Below are 16,726 nucleotides of genomic sequence, written 5' to 3' on the forward strand. Positions count from 1 at the left end.
TTATAATCCCTATATGAGAACAAGCACATTGCATAATCATGTGAAAACATAAAGATAAAAACGACAATGATAGCTAGTATGTTGGTGTGGGAGAATCTCAATTTGAAAAGGCTCATCAGGGAAGATGCCTCCGGCGATGGAATATGTGTGAGGTGTGGTTTCCGCTCCGTTTCTCGGTATCGGTTGGGGTGTTCTGTGGGTCCCTGTTGCTCAATGAGTGAATGTTCCATAAGATGGGCTTGATGGTATTGAATGCCTGTTCAATGCGTTCACAAGGGCTGGCTACCGGTCGTTGCTGTAAGCTTAGTGGAATCTGGGGTCTTCTCATGGAAGATAGCCTTTTGTAGGTGTTTCGGAGTCTATTCGATGATCTCTCACACGCCTTGTCCTCGTTGTGGGTCAGTCTTCCCAGCCAAAGCACTTGGGGGCCTTTGTCCATCCTGTATCGTTCGACGAGTGCTCTTCAACCAATCCGAGCATCCTCAGGTGGGAGTTGAAAGGGATAGGGAGAACGGTGTGGATCAAACCTGCGACTGGACCTCGCAGCAATCCACGATTGATTTAAGAGGCCTGGTGTCGGGAGTGAAGGCTCTCGGAACTCCAGAAGGGCGTTTCGGCGATTACGAGATCCTTGATCTGCTCGGCCGAGGAGGAATGGGAGTCGTGCATGAAGCTCGTCAGCTCAGTCTTGGTCGTTTGGTCGCGTTGAAGTTGATTCGATCTGGGGCTCCGACCTCGGAGTCTGAATTGATGCGATTTCGGACTGAAGCAGAGGTCATTGCCGGGCTTGATCATCCGAACATCGTCTCGATCTATGAAGTCGGAGAGCATGACGGGAAGCCTTACTTTAGTATGAGGCTGTTTCGAGGCGGGGATCTGGCCAATCGTCTGTCGCAATTCCAGGACAATCCTCATTGCGCTGCAGAATTGCTGATCACGGTCTCCAGAGCTGTGCACTATGCCCACCGACGAGGTGTCTTGCACCGAGATCTCAAGCCGTCCAATATCTTGCTTGATGCCAACGGGCAGCCGCACATCACCGACTTCGGCCTGGCGAAACGGATTGATGACGCCTCAGATTTGACTCAGTCGGGCGATCTCTGTGGTTCACCACCTTTCATGGCTTCTGAGCAGGCCTCGGGCCAGCGTGATGCTGTGACTACGGTGACTGATGTCTACGGACTTGGAGCGATCCTTTATGCATTACTTACTGGACGACCACCTTTTTGTGGGCAAACGGTGTTTGAAACATTGGCGATGGTTCGGGAGCAATCCCCGGATCCACCAAGTCGAGTGAACGGGAGAGTTGATCGTGATCTGGAGACAATTTGCCTGAAATGCCTCGAGAAAGAGCCGACGAATCGTTACGGATCGGCCGAGGAACTCGCGTTAGATCTTGAGCGGTGGCAAGCTGGGATACCCATCCACGCGCGTCCGGTCGGACTCTGGGTTAAGGCATGGCGATGGGCTCGTCGTCGTCCGTCAGCGGCAGCCCTCAGTTTGATTCTCGTATTCGTGTCTCTCGGTGCTGTGGGCGGGGTTGGGGTGACAGTGCATGCCCTACTTGTCGACCGAGTGGAAGAGGCTAGGCGACGGTCAGACTTGCGTTCACTCCTTGTTGAGATTGATCGTGGTTGGAACACTTTACGCCAGAGCAGTCAGGACGTTCCTCCCCTCGAAACCTCGCGAGTGCCCTTCGTGTCTGGTCCGCTCTTCTTGCCTCACCCATACATTGCACCCGGCGGAAGGTTTCAGGAGATGTATGGCTGGGATACCTACTTCATTCTGCTTGGTCTCCTCCGATCAGGGAAGCTCGACCTGGCCAGAAAGATGGTCGAAAACTGCCTCTACGAAATTGATCATTATGGGAAGATTCTCAACGCCAACCATTCCGATTACCTCACGCGATCCCAGCCCCCATTTCTCACGCGGATGATCCTGCGCGTGTATGCCGAGTTGGAACGTCGAGATTCGGAAAAAGCACGGTCATGGCTTGAACAAACCGTTCCCCAAATCGAAACGTATTACCGCTACTGGACCAAAGAGCCGCACCTGGTCCCGGATACGGGACTCTCGCGCTATTTTGATGCAGGATGGGGGCCAGCTCCCGAAGTAGTCGCCACCGAACGGGACCATCGTGGAAGGAGCCATTACGACCGTGTCACAGACTACTTCGATCGTTATCTGGTTCGGGACTACAACATTCGAGCCTATTTCCAGGATGGAGAGCTGACTCCGAACTTCTATCAAGGGGATCGTTCGATGCGTGAGTCGGGCTTCAACCCGACAGATCGGTTCGGACCCTTTGGTATCGAGATAGTTAATTATAATCCGATTTGCTTGAATGTGTTGTTGTTTGTGATGGAGTCTGACATGGGGGAAATCCTCGGGCGCTTGGAACGCAAGACCGCCGCACAGAACTGGACTAAGCGCGCCAATCAAAGGCGATTAGTCGTAAACACGCTCCTGTGGGACCCAGATGATGGATTATATTACGATTATCATTTTATTGAACAGAAGCTTGGACGCTACCCATTCGTAACGACCTTCTACCCTCTTTGGGCTGGAATCGCAGATTCGAGCCAGGCTGCACAGGTTGTGGCCAATCTGCACCTGTTTGAGCGGCCTGGAGGCTTGCAAACCAGTACCAACGAAAGCGGTAGCCAATGGGATGCTCCCTTTGGATGGGCTCCAATGCAATTGATTGCGGTTGAAGGCCTGCGGCGTTATGGGTATCACGAGGCAGCGGACCGGATTGCTGCCGCGTTTCTCACGATGGTGCTCGACGAGTTTGCCGAACAACAGAAGATGTTTGAGAAATATGATGTGGTTCGACGGGAATCCCAGGTTGATCTTCGCTTCGGTGATACGACAAACACGTCGGGATTCGCCTGGACGAACGCTGTGTTTCTTGAACTCTATGCCCAACTGCTTGAACGGAGGAAACAGCACCTCATTCTTCTGCCGTCCCATCCTTCGAGCTCAGGACTGTCCCGGGAGGGCAGGGGGGCGGAGGATGAAGTGGATGCCGATGCTTGACCGTTTTCGGCGGCCGACGACGATGTGTCGTCGGCCGCTCATCGACCTTGCTCAGGAGTCTGAAACGAGGTCGGGCAACAGTTGATCAACCACGGAAGGCATGAGTTTACTTCGATTGGAGCGGCGAGAGGCGGCCGTTGTGACCGTGCCACCTTCGTTTTGGGTCGCCTCAAGGCGGAAGAAGAGCGGGCTGAGGACCGGGACTCCGCGTCCACCCGTCGGATCGAAACGGATGGTCCGGGGATTCCCAAAGAGCTGCCCATTGGTCCTGGCGGCGTCGATCGTCCATTCGCCGGTCGAGCGGTTGAAGACCGTGTAGCTGGGTCGGCCATAACCGTCGTAGTCGGCCACCGCGGCGATCTCGCCGGCAGTGCCGAAGGTCAACGGGAATCCACCGGCGAACGTGGTCGGACCGCCTGTCGAGGGCAGGATGAACCACTGGGCGGCGCCGGGGGCAAGGTCGCTGACGGATCGGAAGGCGACGATGTCGGCGCGGCCGTCGTTGTTGAAGTCGGCGACCGAGGGCTGGTCGGTATTGCCCGAGGCACCAAACTGATAGCGGAATGCGCCGTCCCGCCCGCTGAAGCTCATGTCGTTCAAACTTGAGGGAAGGACGAACCACTGGGCCGCCTCGGGCACGCCATTGGCAATGTCCAGGTCGGTTCGGAGCGGGCGGAAGGTGACAATGTCGGCCCGGCCGTCGCCGTCGAGGTCGGCCGGCGCGGGCAGGTCGGTGCCACCCGGGGCGCCGAAGACTACGTCAAACGCACTGGAGCCGTTCGAGGGCAGGATGAACCACTGGGCAGCGCCTGGGACCAGGTCGCTGCTGGCCCGGAAGGTGGCGATGTCGGTGATGCCGTCGCCGTCGTAGTCGGCCGGCGCGGGCCGGTCAAGCGTTTCAGGGCCACCAAACCCGACCTCACGTCGTTCGTTGTTGCTGCCGGAGAGCAAGATGGTCCAGACGGTGGCGTTCGCGACCGACCCGGTGCCGATGATGGCGAGCGGGTCGCTCACGGCGACGTCGGTGATCCCGTCGCCGTCGAAGTCGCCAGAGACCGGCACCGAGTTGCTGCCGATGTCGGGGAGGTCGATCAGTTGGGTCTGGTTGTCAATGGAGCGGAGGATCGAGAAGACGCCGACGCCCCGATTCTGGTCGAAGTGATACAGAGCCAGATCGGCTCGGCCGTCGCCGTCGTAGTCTCCCTCGACCTCGATCGGCTCTCGTGATTCGGTGATCTGGACGGTCTGCGGGGAGCCGGCCGAATACTTCGGATCAGCTGAGGCGGAGACTTCCACGACGACCGGGAACGGTGTGGGGCTGGAGGGGGTTCCGTCAAACACACCGGTCACGGTCGCGGTTTGGGGGACGTTCCAGTTGGCCGGGGTGAAGGTGATCGAGTTGACATCAACCTCGGCCATCGAGGGATTGCCGGAGGCGATGTCGAAGGTCACGTTGCCGATTGGTTGGGAGTCCAGGACGACCGAGAAGGTCCTTGAGTGATTCGGCCCCGGCACCCGGTTGATAGACAGGCTCGATTGAGAAAGGGTGACTCCTGCAGTGTCGTCATTCAGATTCGCGATCGAAACAGGTTGCATCACGAGCCCGTCGAAGTTGGGATCGTCGCTGCGGGCAACACCGTTAATCTGGTAGACGATGTTGAAGTCGTCCACGTCGTCATCGACACCCTGGACGGTGATCGATTGCGGGATCGACCAGTTGGCCGGGGTGAAGGTGAGCGACGATTGCAGCAGCACGCCCTCCGACGTGTTGGAACTGGTGAAGTCGACCGTAACCGGGGCAGTTGGTCTTGCGCCGAGGCGGATGTTGAGCGTCCTCGTCCCTCCCGCCTCTGTCGTTGACAGGTTCGAGGTGGGTGATGCAAGGATCGCGGTGGTGTCGTTGTCCTCATTGACAACCGAGACTGCTGCCATCTCGCGCCCATTGAAGTTCACGTCGTCGCTGGTGGCGACGCCGGTGATAATGTAAGGGACGTCGCCGTCGTCAGTCCCATCATCCGGCAACCCTTGGACGGTCACGGTTTGGGGGACGTACCAGTTGGCCGGAGTGAAGGTGAAGGACGGCTGCAGCAGTTCACCTTCGGACGGGTCGGAACTGGTAAAGTCGACCGTCACGTTCGCCGTGGGGCGAGAGCTGAGCCGCACGGAGAAGCTTGCCGTGTCCCCGGCTTCGGTGGTTGTCAGTCCTGAGGTTCCGGTCACGAGGACCTCAGCGGTATCGACGTCCCGGTTGACGATCGAGACGATCGGGAAGGGCCAATCGTTGAACATGCGATCGTTGCTGGAGATCGTCCCGCTGATCGTGAACGCGGTGTCGCCGTCGAGCTGTTGGTCGGGCTTCCCCAAAACCGTGATCGTGCGCGGGGTGGCCCAGTTGGCGGTGTTGAAGGTCAGGATCGACTGCGATGGTTCTCCCTCGTCTGGGTTCGAGCTGGTGAGGTTGATGGTGACGTCCGCCGTTGGGCGTCTCGTCAATCGGACCGTGAATTCGGCCGGGTCTCCTGTCTCGATCGTTTCCAGATTCGCGGCCTGCTCGACGATCACGTTGGTCGCCGAGGAGCTAAGGTTCCTGACCAGCACGTCGGCCACGATCCGGCCGTCGTAGAGTTCGTCGTCGCTGATGGCCGCCGAGGTGATGATTGAATAATCGGACTCGACTTCCGAGGTGCTCTCGATCGTGACAACCTGGATCTCGCTCCAGTTCTCGGGGGTGAAGGTGAGCGAATCCAAGTTCGGGTTCCCGATTGAAGGGTCCGAGCTGCTCAGGTTGATCGTGACCGGCGCTGTGGGCGGTCTTTCCAGACGGAGGGTGAACGTGGCCGGCTTGACGGGCGTGGTGATGAGGCCCGAACGCGGAAGGACGAGGACACCGGGCTTTATGTTTTCCTGATTCGCGTTGGACAGAAACGGTTGGAACAACACGAGCGGCCGGGTGGCCGGGTCGTTATCCGGTCGATGGGTGATTCCTGCCTCGATTTGCGAAGTGACGGAGGTTCCCCAGAAGTTGTAGCGCAGGTCGATCTCGGTGGTCGGGGGGCCGGTGGCGAAGACTTCGGCGGCGTTTGTGACGTCGATGCTGTTCCCAATCATGTCGATGTTGGCCCCACTATGGACCTCAAGTCGACGATTGAGAAAATTGGAACGGAGCGAGGCCGTCGATCCATTCTCCAGGACGAGGCGATGCAGCCCGAACGTGCTTCCTGAGGCAGAGAGGCTTCCGTCCGCCCGGACGATGATCTCAGCCCGGTTGCCGGAGGGTTCGACGATGGTGGTGTCGGTGACGTCCATCACACCGTTGGCCGCGACGACAACGGACCCAAACCGTGAATCGCCGACAACTGGGCCCTCTACCTGGAACGGCCCACCGTTGTCGACCGAGAGCGTCCCGCCCACCGTGAACGTTGAACCGCGACGGATCAGGACCAGAACACTCGGGCGGACAGCCAACGACGCACCATTCGCGATCGTGAAATTCCCCGGAAATACGAACCGCAAGTCATCGATGTCATCAGTCCCGATACTCCTCAGTTCAACAGACTCTCCGGACAGCAATTCGCCTGGGTTGATGTTGATGTCCTGGAAGCGTCGGTTGTCGTCGAGCTTGTGCAGGTCGGTGGCATTGATGCTCAGGGTCGAGTCGATGCGGTTGCGGACCAGGTCGCCTTCTTTGAGCACGCTGCCGTCGCGGAGGATGAGCTGCCCGAGGTCGATCGTGCTGTCGCTGGCCCGCAACCGTCCGCCGCCCTGGACGTCGATTCGCGTGTCGATGGGGTTGCCCGTCGCCGTGATGGTGGTGCCGGAGACGTCCATCACGCCGTTGGCCGTGACGACGACGGACCCGGACCGAGAATCGCCGATAACTCTCCCCTCGATCCGGAAGGAGTCCGTCTGATCGACCGAGAGGGCCCCACTGACGGTCAGTGTCGAACCACGTTGGATCAGGACATCAACTGTTGGGCGAACCGTCAGGGCTGCTCCGGTGTCGATAACGAACGAACCATCAAACCTATAACGCAGATCCTCGGTGGTCTCTGTGCCCCTGAGCGAGAGTTCGGCAGCCTGTCCCGCTCCCAGACCGCCCGGGTTGATGATGATGTCCTGGAAGCGTCGGTTGTCGTCGAGCTTGTACAGGTCGGTGGCGTTGATGCTCAGGGTCGAGTCGATGCGATTGCGGACCAGGTCGCCTTCTTCGAGCCGGCTGAGGTTGGCGAGGATGACCTGCCCCAGGGCGATTGTGCTGTCGCTGGCCCGCAACCGTCCGCCGCCCTGAACGTCGATTCGCGTGTCGATGGGGTTGCCCGTCGCCGTGATGGTGGTGCCGGAGACGTCCATCACGCCGTTGGCCGCGACGACGACGGACCCGGACCGAGAATCGCCGATAACTCTCCCCTCGATCCGGAACGGCCCGGCGTTGTCGACGTCGAACTCTCCGTTGTTGACCGTGAGCGTGACGCCCCTCAGGATGGTCACGGGGACGTTCGGGCCGATCCTGAGGGTGGCCCCCTGCTCGATGCGCGTATTCCCGTCGAAGAAGATCGAGTCGCTCGGGTTGTCGTAGGTCCTGTCGGTGTTGATGGTGCCGGAGACAAAGATATCGGCCAACAGGCACCTACGCTCGAGCCCTTCGAGGAGCGGCCGCAGGGCGTTGCGCCGGCGCGCCGATCGGGCCTGGTCGGGCAGGAGCCGGCGGCCGGCGGGAGCCTGAGGCAATGGCGATCGGGGGAGGATCGGGAGCATCGTGTGGAGTCCTCAAGAAAGCCGGGGATGAGGGCAGTGATATCCAGGAGGAGGAGATGATCGCCCGGCCGAGACCTCGAAGGGAAAGGTACGACTCAGGGCGATCAACTCGCGGCATGGAACAATGGGTGCCGTGGTTGATCGAACACGATTCGAAATTGAGGGAATGTCAGGACAATTCGAGAAAAATGAAGCAAGAGGAACCATGATCACGGGCAGTCTGCGCGGACGGCGATCGATCCAACTTTGCGCGAACAAAAGGTGCGCAAAAGGTGATGAAACGGCTGGACCGATGACGCTGGGGAGCTTATGCTCGGTGCATCATCGGATCATGAGCCCGTGCAGAGTTCCTGTCATTGCGAAGTACACCAGACGCGCACGCGAGGGTGACGAAATGGCGGACGTGTCTCCGGGATCGTTGGGGTGGGACGAGCCGAAGTCTGAACCGAGAACGAGGCCCAGCCTGCTCGCTCGTGTGCGAGTCAGGTCCGATCTCCAGGCCTGGAATGAGTTTGTGAAGTGGTGTGTTCCCCTCATTTGCGATGAGTGTCGACGGCAAGGAATTCGGGATGTGGAGTCTGAAGAGATCGTCCAGCGCGTGCTGATCCGGCTCGCCACGGCGATGGATCACTTCGCCTACGACCCGTCGCGAACGTTTCGCGGTTGGTTGCGGACCCTGACGCGCAGCACGATCCTGAACTACTGGCAACGTGGCGAAGGCCGGGCGGCAAAGTCGAGGGAGATGACGGTTGATCCGACGCAATGGTCCTGGCCCGTCGTTGATCGCAAACCTCAGGAAGTTGATGAGAGCGACGAGCGTGACCTGCCTCATTCCTGGCGGTTGAAACTGAACCGCATTGCACATGTTCAGAAGCTCGCTCGTCAACGGTTCAGCGCAGACACCTGGCAGGCCTTCTGGTTGGTGCAGGTCGAGGAGCGTTCGCCCAGCGAAGCCGCGCTTGCCCTGGGCAAGACACCCGGAGCGGTTCGAGCGGCACGTGTGCGTGTGCTTGCCATGCTCAAGCAGATCTGGGACGAGATGGACGACTTCGGGGACAAACCATGAGCGAAGCCTGCCCGACCTCAACCGAGGTCAATCAGTTCCTGCGAGCCTCAGATGATCAGATTCAGGCCGACCCGCGACTTCATTCACTCCAACTGCACATTCTGGGATGTTCGAGGTGCCTGGAGCACCTGGAGGGGGAAGTACTGAAGGTGATTGGCCCGGAACTGCCGACGAATGCGTCTGCGTTCTTCGGCCGAGCAGCGATGAGTGCCGAGCCGGTAGGGTTGGCCCCAAAGATTGAGGGGTTTGTCATGGGAGACCGCCTCGGTCGAGGCGGGATGGGGACTGTCTTCAAGGCCTGGCAGTCCGCGATGCACCGTGAGGTCGCCATCAAGGTCCTCCCCGGCGGTCCCCTGGCCGACCCGCGATGGAGGGCCTGGTGCCTGGCCGAGGCGCGGGCCGCGGCTCAGATTCGACACCCGGACGCAGTGCAGGTGTACGATGTGGGGATGACCGAGGGATATCCCTACCTGGTCATGGAGTACGTCGCGGGGGGATCGCTTGCCGATCGATTGCGCAAGATTCCGTCGATGCCTTTTCGAGACTCGGCCCGACTGCTCGCTCGGATCGCGCGGGTGGTGCATCATATGCACCTTCGCGGGCTCATTCACCGCGATCTGAAACCGGGGAACATCTTGATCGACTCGCCGAGCGATGCCCCACCTTCGGTCTGGTGGCCCAAGGTCGCCGATTTCGGCCTTGCTCGGCCGATCGGAGACTCGGCGCGATCGCTGACCCTTGCCGGAATCGGGACTCCCGAATACATGGCACCCGAACTGGCACAGGGTAGGGGCGCGAATGTCGAGACGTTTGCCGACATCTATGCGCTGGGAGCGATCCTCTATCGTTTGCTTGTCGGCAAGCCGCCGTTTCAGGAGGCATCTCCTCAGGAGACACTGGCCCGAGTGATTGAGGGCAGTCCGATCCCACCGGGCAGGATCGTCCAAAAACTCCCGAGAGACCTTGAGACGATTGTCCTGAAGTGTCTCGAACCGGAGCCGCAACGCCGTTATGCGACGGCCGAGGCGCTCGCCGATGACCTCGATGCGTTTCTGGAGGGCCGGACCATCCTCGCCCGGCCGGTCGGCCCGGTCAGGCGGTCATCGCGCTTCGTCCGTCGGCACCCGGTGGGGTCGGCGTTGATGCTTGGACTGGCACTGACCACCGCCACGTCGCTGGTCCTACTCGGACGTGCCGAGACGGCCCGCTCCCAGGCCGCCGCCAATGAGGCTCTGGCGCTTGAACGCTCTCGCGAAGCCGAAAAACGCCGGGCCGAGGCCGAGGCCAATCGCCAGCAGGCGGAGCAGATGTTTCAGGCTGCCGGGAAATTGCTTGCCATTGTCAATCAGGGGGACGACCCGAATGTCCCTCGGGGAGAACTCTCGCGGACCGAACTCGAAGCCGCGCTGCCCACCTGCCGCGAGTTGCTTCGCGGTCGCCCGAACGATCTCGTATTACTCCGAACTTACAGTCAGATCGTCTACCAGATCGGTTGGCATCGAGCACTTGAGGGAAGGACGAGTCAGGCTGCGGACCTGTTTCGAGAGGGAGTGGAGACGCTCGACGCAGCCCTTGCCAACGTGCAGGACGACGACCTTCGTCACGAAGCCGCATTCCTTTCCCTCTGGTATGGCCAAATACTCTACACCCTGGAGGAGATTCCGGAGGCAATCCAGTTCCTCCATCGATCCCTGGAATGGTGCGACGGGCCGACTGAATCTTGGCCTCTCACCTCGAACCAACGACGTGCCGCTTTCATCAAATCGGAGGTTGGGCCTCATCTGATCCTCTGTGGTGATCATACGGGACGCCGAACGCTTATCGAGGCGAAGAGGATGCTGGAAGGGCATTTGGAGGCCGTTTCGAACGACGTCGACGCGTTGGCTCATCTCGTCAATGTGTATCACGATCTGGGGGAATCCGATGAGGCGCTTGTCGCGCTTCGCCGGCTGGTCAGCATCGACCGATTACCGAGGTATCGCTACCACCTCGCCAGTGCGCTCGACATCCGGAAAGGCACAATTCAAGATGAAGTCACCCGGGGTGACCTGACTGCCGAGATTGCCGATCTCATCGAATCCTGTCTCCCTGAGTTACAACAGGAAGCCGATAATAATCCCAGCAAGCCAGAATTTGCCGAAACATTGCACCATGCGTTTTCGTTGTCCATTCGATCGCTCCTTGATCTTGGGCGTTCGGACGAGGCGGTGGACGTGCTTGCCCAATTCCTGAACTCGATCGAAACTCGACCATATCGCTTCCCAGAGCCGAATTCGAAGATTGATCATTTTTATGCAACTGGGTTCAACGAGCTTGGTCGAATCCTGATTCACCCAGCCTTGCCGGAACAAGGGTTTCAAGAGATCCTGACCCAGATCGAACAATTCTTTGATCAGGATAGCATGACTTCTTCGCAACGAAAAAACGCGATGTTTGGGCTATTGCGGATCAGGTTTTTCGCACAATCCGAGTTCGAACATATCCGAATCGCCGCTTTCTTCGAAGTGTGTCACGGGGCAGTCACTCGACACTTTGATGCCGAGAAGCCATCAATAATCGAGATCACAGAGCTTCTCGCTTGGGCGATGACGCTTCGGATTCATGGTCACCTCGGTGATTCGGAACGAATCATTGCCTGGTGTGGGAAAGCATTGGAGGCGATGCCTTCCGAAACCAGAGTGACCCCGGAGTATTTCGTTGCGCTCAGCGACTACTGGACCCAAGTAGCTAAGAACCTGTGGCGATACGAACCGATTGACGAAACGGCGCTAGGTGATGCCCTGCGGCGGTCTGTCGAGTCGGCCGAGAAGGCGGCTCGGTTTGCCCCGGAAGAAGGGGTGTATCGGGAATTGGTCGCCGAACGACGCGAACGACTCGAACGCTCCGGGCTCGATCCCGGACCGATTGCCCAAAGGCCGGGATTGGAGGCTCGATCCTCATCGGCAAAGTGAACCGCTCAAGCCTGAATGATCGAAACCCTGTTCTTCGAAACAAACGAGGGAGTCGACGGTGACTGTGGGTTCTGGCGTTCGATTCCCAGCGTTCTGTTCTGGTTGTCCTGTTGTCGCTTCAGTGATTCCGAATTCTTGGAGTAACCTGTGATCAAGCTCCATCTTTGAATTGGATTACTTGAGTTATCAGAGGGAATCGGCCAGGCCTGGAACGGTTACAAATGGGAGATGTTGTCGACGTGGAAGCAAGCCTATCGAAAATTGATACCATTTATTGTGAAAATTAACGATCGAACGCATGCCTCCTGAGAGGCGATGCTCAGCGTTTTTTCTGCCACCCGATTGTTGCCTCGTTGTTTCTCCAGGGCGTTTACGGAGTGGGCTGGTCTTTCGAAATCAGCCTGGTGACGCAGGACGTGAATCCAATCGTCCTTCATGTCAACGAGGACCCAGCCGCGTTCTGGTGCGTCGGCTAGGGCCTCGACGAGCTTTCCGGTGCTCTTGGGAGCTGCGTCGTAGGCGTATTCTCGATCGGCGTCGGTGTGGTGGATAATCACGCCGAGGCTTGGGTGTGGGTTGCCGATCGTCGTGTATTCGAGCATCGCCTTGTCACCGTCGCTGTTTCCGAAGCAGGCGATCGGCCGGCGGCCGATGAATCGGTGAATGCCCACCGGCTTACCATCCTTGTCGTCCACAAAGACGTGATCGAGCGTTTTCACCAAGAGGGGCTTGCCATCACGCAACTCATAGGTCACCTGTCCGTGGGATCCGATGACCTGCTCTGGAGGGATACCGTAGACTCGCTCAGACCAGACGCGCATGAAATCAGCTCCACCGCCGGACACGATGAACGTCTTGAACCCGTTTTCTCTCAGGAGGGTCAGGAGTTCGAGCATAGGTAAGTACACGCATTCGTCGTAGGGTCGACTGTAGCGGGGATGCTCGGCCGAGCTCATCCAGTTGTCGACCCGCCTTGCAAACTCTTCCACGGTGACTCCCGAGTGCGTGAGGCTGATGATCTGGAGCAGCCCCCGGTGGTTGTCGGCAAGGAGTTTCTCGAAGTCCCCAGACAAGGCCGCCTCTACGAAGGGATCATCCTTTGCCTCTGGTTTCGTTGCGATGAGATCCTTGATCCCATCGAGCGCGAACGCGAGCTGGAACGGAACCGGGTTCTCCGGCCAGAGCGTGCCATCGTTGTCAAACACGGCGATGCGTTCAGCGGGGGGGACGAAGTCCTTGCCGTCCTCGTCCGTCACCCGGGTGACGAACGACAGGATCGACTCCTTAGCCGGGCCTGCATTCCACGACGGAAGTGGATCGTCGGCGAGAAGCTGGGGTGTAACGGAGCCTATCACGATCAGAAAAAGCGCAATCGTGAGCTTCAGTCGCACGGGATCACCTCCGAGCAGTTGCCAAACGATGGGAGAGCGGTTGTTTTCTGTTATCTGTACTCTGGCAAGGATTGTCTCTGTTGGCCCGCATTGAATCAATGGGGGCGGTCGCCGATCAATCGCCGTCATCAGTGATGTTCGAAGAAGTATCCCTGGCTCCTGGATTCCGATCATTCCGGGAACTCCAGCCGAGGTAGAACAGGCTCACCTGGCCGATCCCCAGCCAGGCAAGTAGGGCTGTCAAGACCAAGGCGGTGCCCAGGACCCACGTACGGGCCCGACGACTCAGTTCAATGAGCCCCGATCGGACCTCCTCGAACCGGTCCTGAGTGGCTTCGACTCGGTCGGCAGCGGAAGATAGGCGAGCAGAGGTCGTCGTTGAAAGCCGCTCTACGGATTGACGCGCATGTTCGGGGAGGTCGGTCGCCCGGGCGATCGTTTCCAACGCCGTGTGCAGATTGTCAAGCTCGCTGACAGCGTCCATGAGCTCCGCTGAGAGCATGTCGAGCCGGTCGGCAATCCCGAAAATTGACGCGTTGCTCCTTCCCAAGGAGAACGGTAGATCGCCCAGAGCTGATGAAGCATCGCTCAGTCGATCAGAGGCCTGTTCGGTGCGGGACGCCCACGCCTCCAACTCTCGGGCGGCTGCCTCCAGCGCGGCGACGCGGGCGAGGCTTACCGCGAGGGCCTCGTCCGAGCCGGTGTTGGTCGATTCGAGCGTTGGGAGCTGATCCGGCACGGCACGAACACGTTCTTCGATGGCCTCGATGCGGTCTTCGACCTGAACCATCAGTTCCGAAGCCTGGTCCACACCGCGATCGGTCGAGGCAGCGAGCCGTTCGATGGCTTCAGAAACGCGATGGGCGGCGAACCAGACACCAACAAGAAGGACCAGGGCAATCAGCGTTCCAACCAACCCAAGACCAAGAGCGACTGAGTCGAGGAGACGTTTGGCAATCATGATCGAATCAGGGCTCCCAGTTGTGTTCCGTTCAGCCAATCTTCTACCCACTTTCGGGTGGATTGGCAAATGCTGGGGAACTCGGCCATCCGCTCACTCCGTAGATCGGAAGCCGATCCAGCTCAGCGGTCGCTCGAGGTACGCTTCAAAGAAGACTCAATCGTGTCGGATCAGGTAAGGCCGACCATCTCCTGAAACGGACGGAAATTCTGTAATCTGGCGAGCGACCAGCAGAGAACCTCGTCGCGCTGGACGAGGAGAGATGCACGCCGAGACTCCCAGTAGTTGTCGTATAGCTCCTGTTGGGATCGCGCGAAGTGGTCGATGTCGGGCTCGATAGTCATTCGGTGCCCGTAGCTTGAGAAACGGTTCCCGCTACACGTCGGCCACCTCCGTCTGCTGTACCCTGAGGTCTGCCTGGAGCTGACCGACTTGAGTTACCAATATAACTCGCCGCTGGAGAAGTCGAAGTGCAGTTCACGACTGATCCGACCCAGAGGTGAGAGGAAATCGGTCTGGTCGAAGCCTCCAAGGTTGACCTATTGTGTCAAGACCGACGAATTTATACGCCTCAAGCAAGATCTCCCAGTGCCCGCCCGCCAGCGGCTGACAAGAAGGTAGAGAATCAGTCTTTTTCAATAAATGAAATAATGTGAGATCTGACAGAATTTGATTCCATAAGCCAGCGATCCATGCGAGTCTTCGCCGGTCGATGTCGCAATCGGCGCGTGTTTCAATGCGCAAAGGGAAGACCGACGTCGGCAAGAGGCAGACCGTCAGGCCGTTGCTGATCGTGCTGGTGAGGGTCGATGTCCATGATCAGCTTCTTCTCGACGAAGGGGTGGACTAGGATGCCGATTTATGTCTCGTACTTGACCATGTTGGTGGGGGACGCACGTTCCCGACCTCCTCAGAACGAGACATTACCATGTCAGACCTGAGGTTTCCTACTCCCATCACTTCCATCACTGGAGGCTGGAGGTGAAGGCAGATCTGTGCGACAACGGGGTTGGAAAAGAGATCCCTTACCGAGGTTCTTTCACAATGCAATTGTCTTTCCTGATTCTCGCACTCGTCTCGACGGCTGTCTTGGCCAACTCCGATGCAGCGGCGACGGAGCAACTCTTGGCTGGCGTGGCGAAGATCGAGATCACAAGTCCTGATGCGGAAAAAGTCAACGATCCTTGCTTTGCGAAAGCCCTCGTCCTTCGTCAGGGAAAGCGAGTGGCAGTCCTGGTGACGGTCGACGCTGTGGCGATCGGAGGAATCGGATCGATTCCTGATACGTTTATGGAATCTGTCCGTCTGGAGTTGGAACGAAATCCGGGGATTCCTCCTTCCCATGTCATCGTAAATGCCAGCCATTGCCACGGAGTCGTTCGGAGCGACTCCGATCAGTTGGTCGTTCGGGCTGTTCGTGAGGCCTATCGTAAGCTGGTGCCTGTGAAAGTCGGTGCCGGTGTGGGAAGCGAGACCCGGATCAGCGAAAACCGGCGAGTGACACTTCATGACGGACGCCAGGTCGACATGAGACGAGCCTATGCGTTCGCCTGGGACAAGGACATCGCCTCGATCGGGCCGATTGATCCACAAATCGGCCTAATGCGAATCGATCGGGAGGATGGAAGGCCTCTTGCGGTTCTTTATCAGTTTGCCTGCCACCCGATCATGAACCCTCCAGACAAGGGGTCATCCGCAGACTTTCCAGGTGTTGCGTCTGCCTTGATCGAATCAGCCCTCGGTGACGGTGTCATCGCCTTCTTCGTGCAAGGATGTGGTGGTGATATCAACCCTGTCCAATACAAGGATGTGCTTCACCCACCCGATGCCGAGCCACTTGGGAATTTGCTCGGCGCCCGTGTAATCGAACGATGGAGATCAATCACCCCTGTCGCTGACGGTCAGCTCGCGGTCCAGCAACGGGTCATCACCCTCCCTCGCGCCGCCGATTTTGAGAAGCGAATTAATGCCCTTGAAGAGGAACGCTCTCGGCTCGTTCATGCCCTGAAAGGGACGAACATTCAGTTCGAGACCTTTTTGCCCCTCTTGATCCAGCAACGTCTTGACCCGAACTCGCCATCGGGCTCGACACATTCCTACCTTCACGAGTCTTCCCAGGGTCGGGATGATTTCGCTCGACTTGACGCCGAGAATCGTGCGCAGGTCGATTCGTACCTTGCCAATATCAAGATTATGGAAGAACTCACACGCATAAACACAAACATCACTCTTTTGCGTAGGCATGAGTTGGAAACAAAAAGAGCAGGTGACGCTCCCCTTGAGGCTGAGATGTGCGCCCTCCGGATTGGCGACTTCAAACTCGTCACTTTCCCTGGTGAGTTGACGGTCGAGATTGGCCTGAATGTGAAAAACGATACGGGAGACCCACATGCATTCGTTGCGGGTTACACCAATGGCTACCTCTTCTACACACCCACCGTGGACCAGCGTGTCAATCCGGGCTTTGCCCAGGAAGATTGCGATTGTCTGGTGGCACCCGAGTGGCAGGCTCTGTTCGAAGCCGCCGCGTTGGAGATGCTCCGGAATCTTTAAGTCGACCCTA

The 16,726-nt window shown here is 58.5% G+C and carries 8 protein-coding genes; 4 read left to right on the forward strand and 4 right to left on the reverse strand.

The genetic code is table 11. The annotated features are described in order from the left end of the window. The first annotated feature begins 516 nt into the window (after positions 1–516). Complete coding sequence (locus HG800_RS05405) at positions 517–3,039, forward strand: trehalase family glycosidase (RefSeq protein WP_169974593.1); 2,523 nt, start codon at positions 517–519, stop codon at positions 3,037–3,039. Between the two features lie 51 nt (positions 3,040–3,090). Here HG800_RS05405 and HG800_RS05410 read toward each other — a convergent pair whose 3' ends face one another. Then, a complete protein-coding gene (locus HG800_RS05410) occupies positions 3,091–7,794 on the reverse strand; it encodes an FG-GAP repeat domain-containing protein (RefSeq protein WP_169974595.1) in 4,704 nt (1,567 codons plus the stop codon). A gap of 394 nt (positions 7,795–8,188) precedes the next feature. On the opposite strand from HG800_RS05410, the gene HG800_RS05415 reads away from it, so the two are divergent. Then, positions 8,189–8,860 (forward strand): sigma-70 family RNA polymerase sigma factor, encoded by a 672-nt coding sequence (locus HG800_RS05415; protein ID WP_169974597.1) that lies wholly within the window; start codon positions 8,189–8,191, stop codon positions 8,858–8,860. Beyond that, complete coding sequence (locus tag HG800_RS05420) at positions 8,857–11,811, forward strand: serine/threonine-protein kinase (protein ID WP_169974599.1); 2,955 nt, start codon at positions 8,857–8,859, stop codon at positions 11,809–11,811. The genes HG800_RS05415 and HG800_RS05420 overlap by 4 nt, the downstream gene beginning before the upstream one ends. Before the next feature lie 251 nt (positions 11,812–12,062). Here the strand turns inward: HG800_RS05420 and HG800_RS05425 are convergent, their stop codons facing one another. The 3 genes from HG800_RS05425 to HG800_RS05435 form a co-directional block, all read right to left on the reverse strand. Next, complete coding sequence (locus HG800_RS05425) at positions 12,063–13,202, reverse strand: HAD family hydrolase (RefSeq protein WP_206352141.1); 1,140 nt, start codon at positions 13,200–13,202, stop codon at positions 12,063–12,065. Positions 13,203–13,317: 115 nt separating this feature from the next. Beyond that, the gene (locus HG800_RS05430; protein WP_169974602.1) at positions 13,318–14,163 is read right to left on the reverse strand and encodes a hypothetical protein; all 846 of its coding nucleotides are present in this window, start codon (positions 14,161–14,163) and stop codon (positions 13,318–13,320) included. A 170-nt stretch (positions 14,164–14,333) separates the two neighbouring features. Further along, positions 14,334–14,507, reverse strand: a complete 174-nt coding sequence (locus HG800_RS05435; protein ID WP_169974604.1) for a hypothetical protein — start codon at positions 14,505–14,507, stop codon at positions 14,334–14,336. Between the two features lie 700 nt (positions 14,508–15,207). Between HG800_RS05435 and HG800_RS05440 the strand changes: the two genes are divergently transcribed. Next, the gene (locus HG800_RS05440; protein ID WP_206352142.1) at positions 15,208–16,716 is read left to right on the forward strand and encodes a hypothetical protein; all 1,509 of its coding nucleotides are present in this window, start codon (positions 15,208–15,210) and stop codon (positions 16,714–16,716) included. Positions 16,717–16,726: the final 10 nt, after the last annotated feature.

This window comes from Tautonia rosea, from assembly GCF_012958305.1.
Taxonomy (GTDB): Bacteria; Planctomycetota; Planctomycetia; order Isosphaerales; family Isosphaeraceae; genus Tautonia; species Tautonia rosea.

What these genes read in the sequence shown, in the direction of transcription:
- HG800_RS05410 (WP_169974595.1), bottom strand. Translation starts at nt 7,794, where the DNA reads ATGCTCCCGATCCTCCCCCGATCGCCATTGCCTCAGGCTCCCGCCGGC.
- HG800_RS05415 (WP_169974597.1), top strand. Translation starts at nt 8,189, where the DNA reads ATGGCGGACGTGTCTCCGGGATCGTTGGGGTGGGACGAGCCGAAGTCT.
- HG800_RS05420 (WP_169974599.1), top strand. Translation starts at nt 8,857, where the DNA reads ATGAGCGAAGCCTGCCCGACCTCAACCGAGGTCAATCAGTTCCTGCGA.
- HG800_RS05430 (WP_169974602.1), bottom strand. Translation starts at nt 14,163, where the DNA reads ATGATTGCCAAACGTCTCCTCGACTCAGTCGCTCTTGGTCTTGGGTTG.
- HG800_RS05435 (WP_169974604.1), bottom strand. Translation starts at nt 14,507, where the DNA reads ATGACTATCGAGCCCGACATCGACCACTTCGCGCGATCCCAACAGGAG.
- HG800_RS05440 (WP_206352142.1), top strand. Translation starts at nt 15,208, where the DNA reads ATGCAATTGTCTTTCCTGATTCTCGCACTCGTCTCGACGGCTGTCTTG.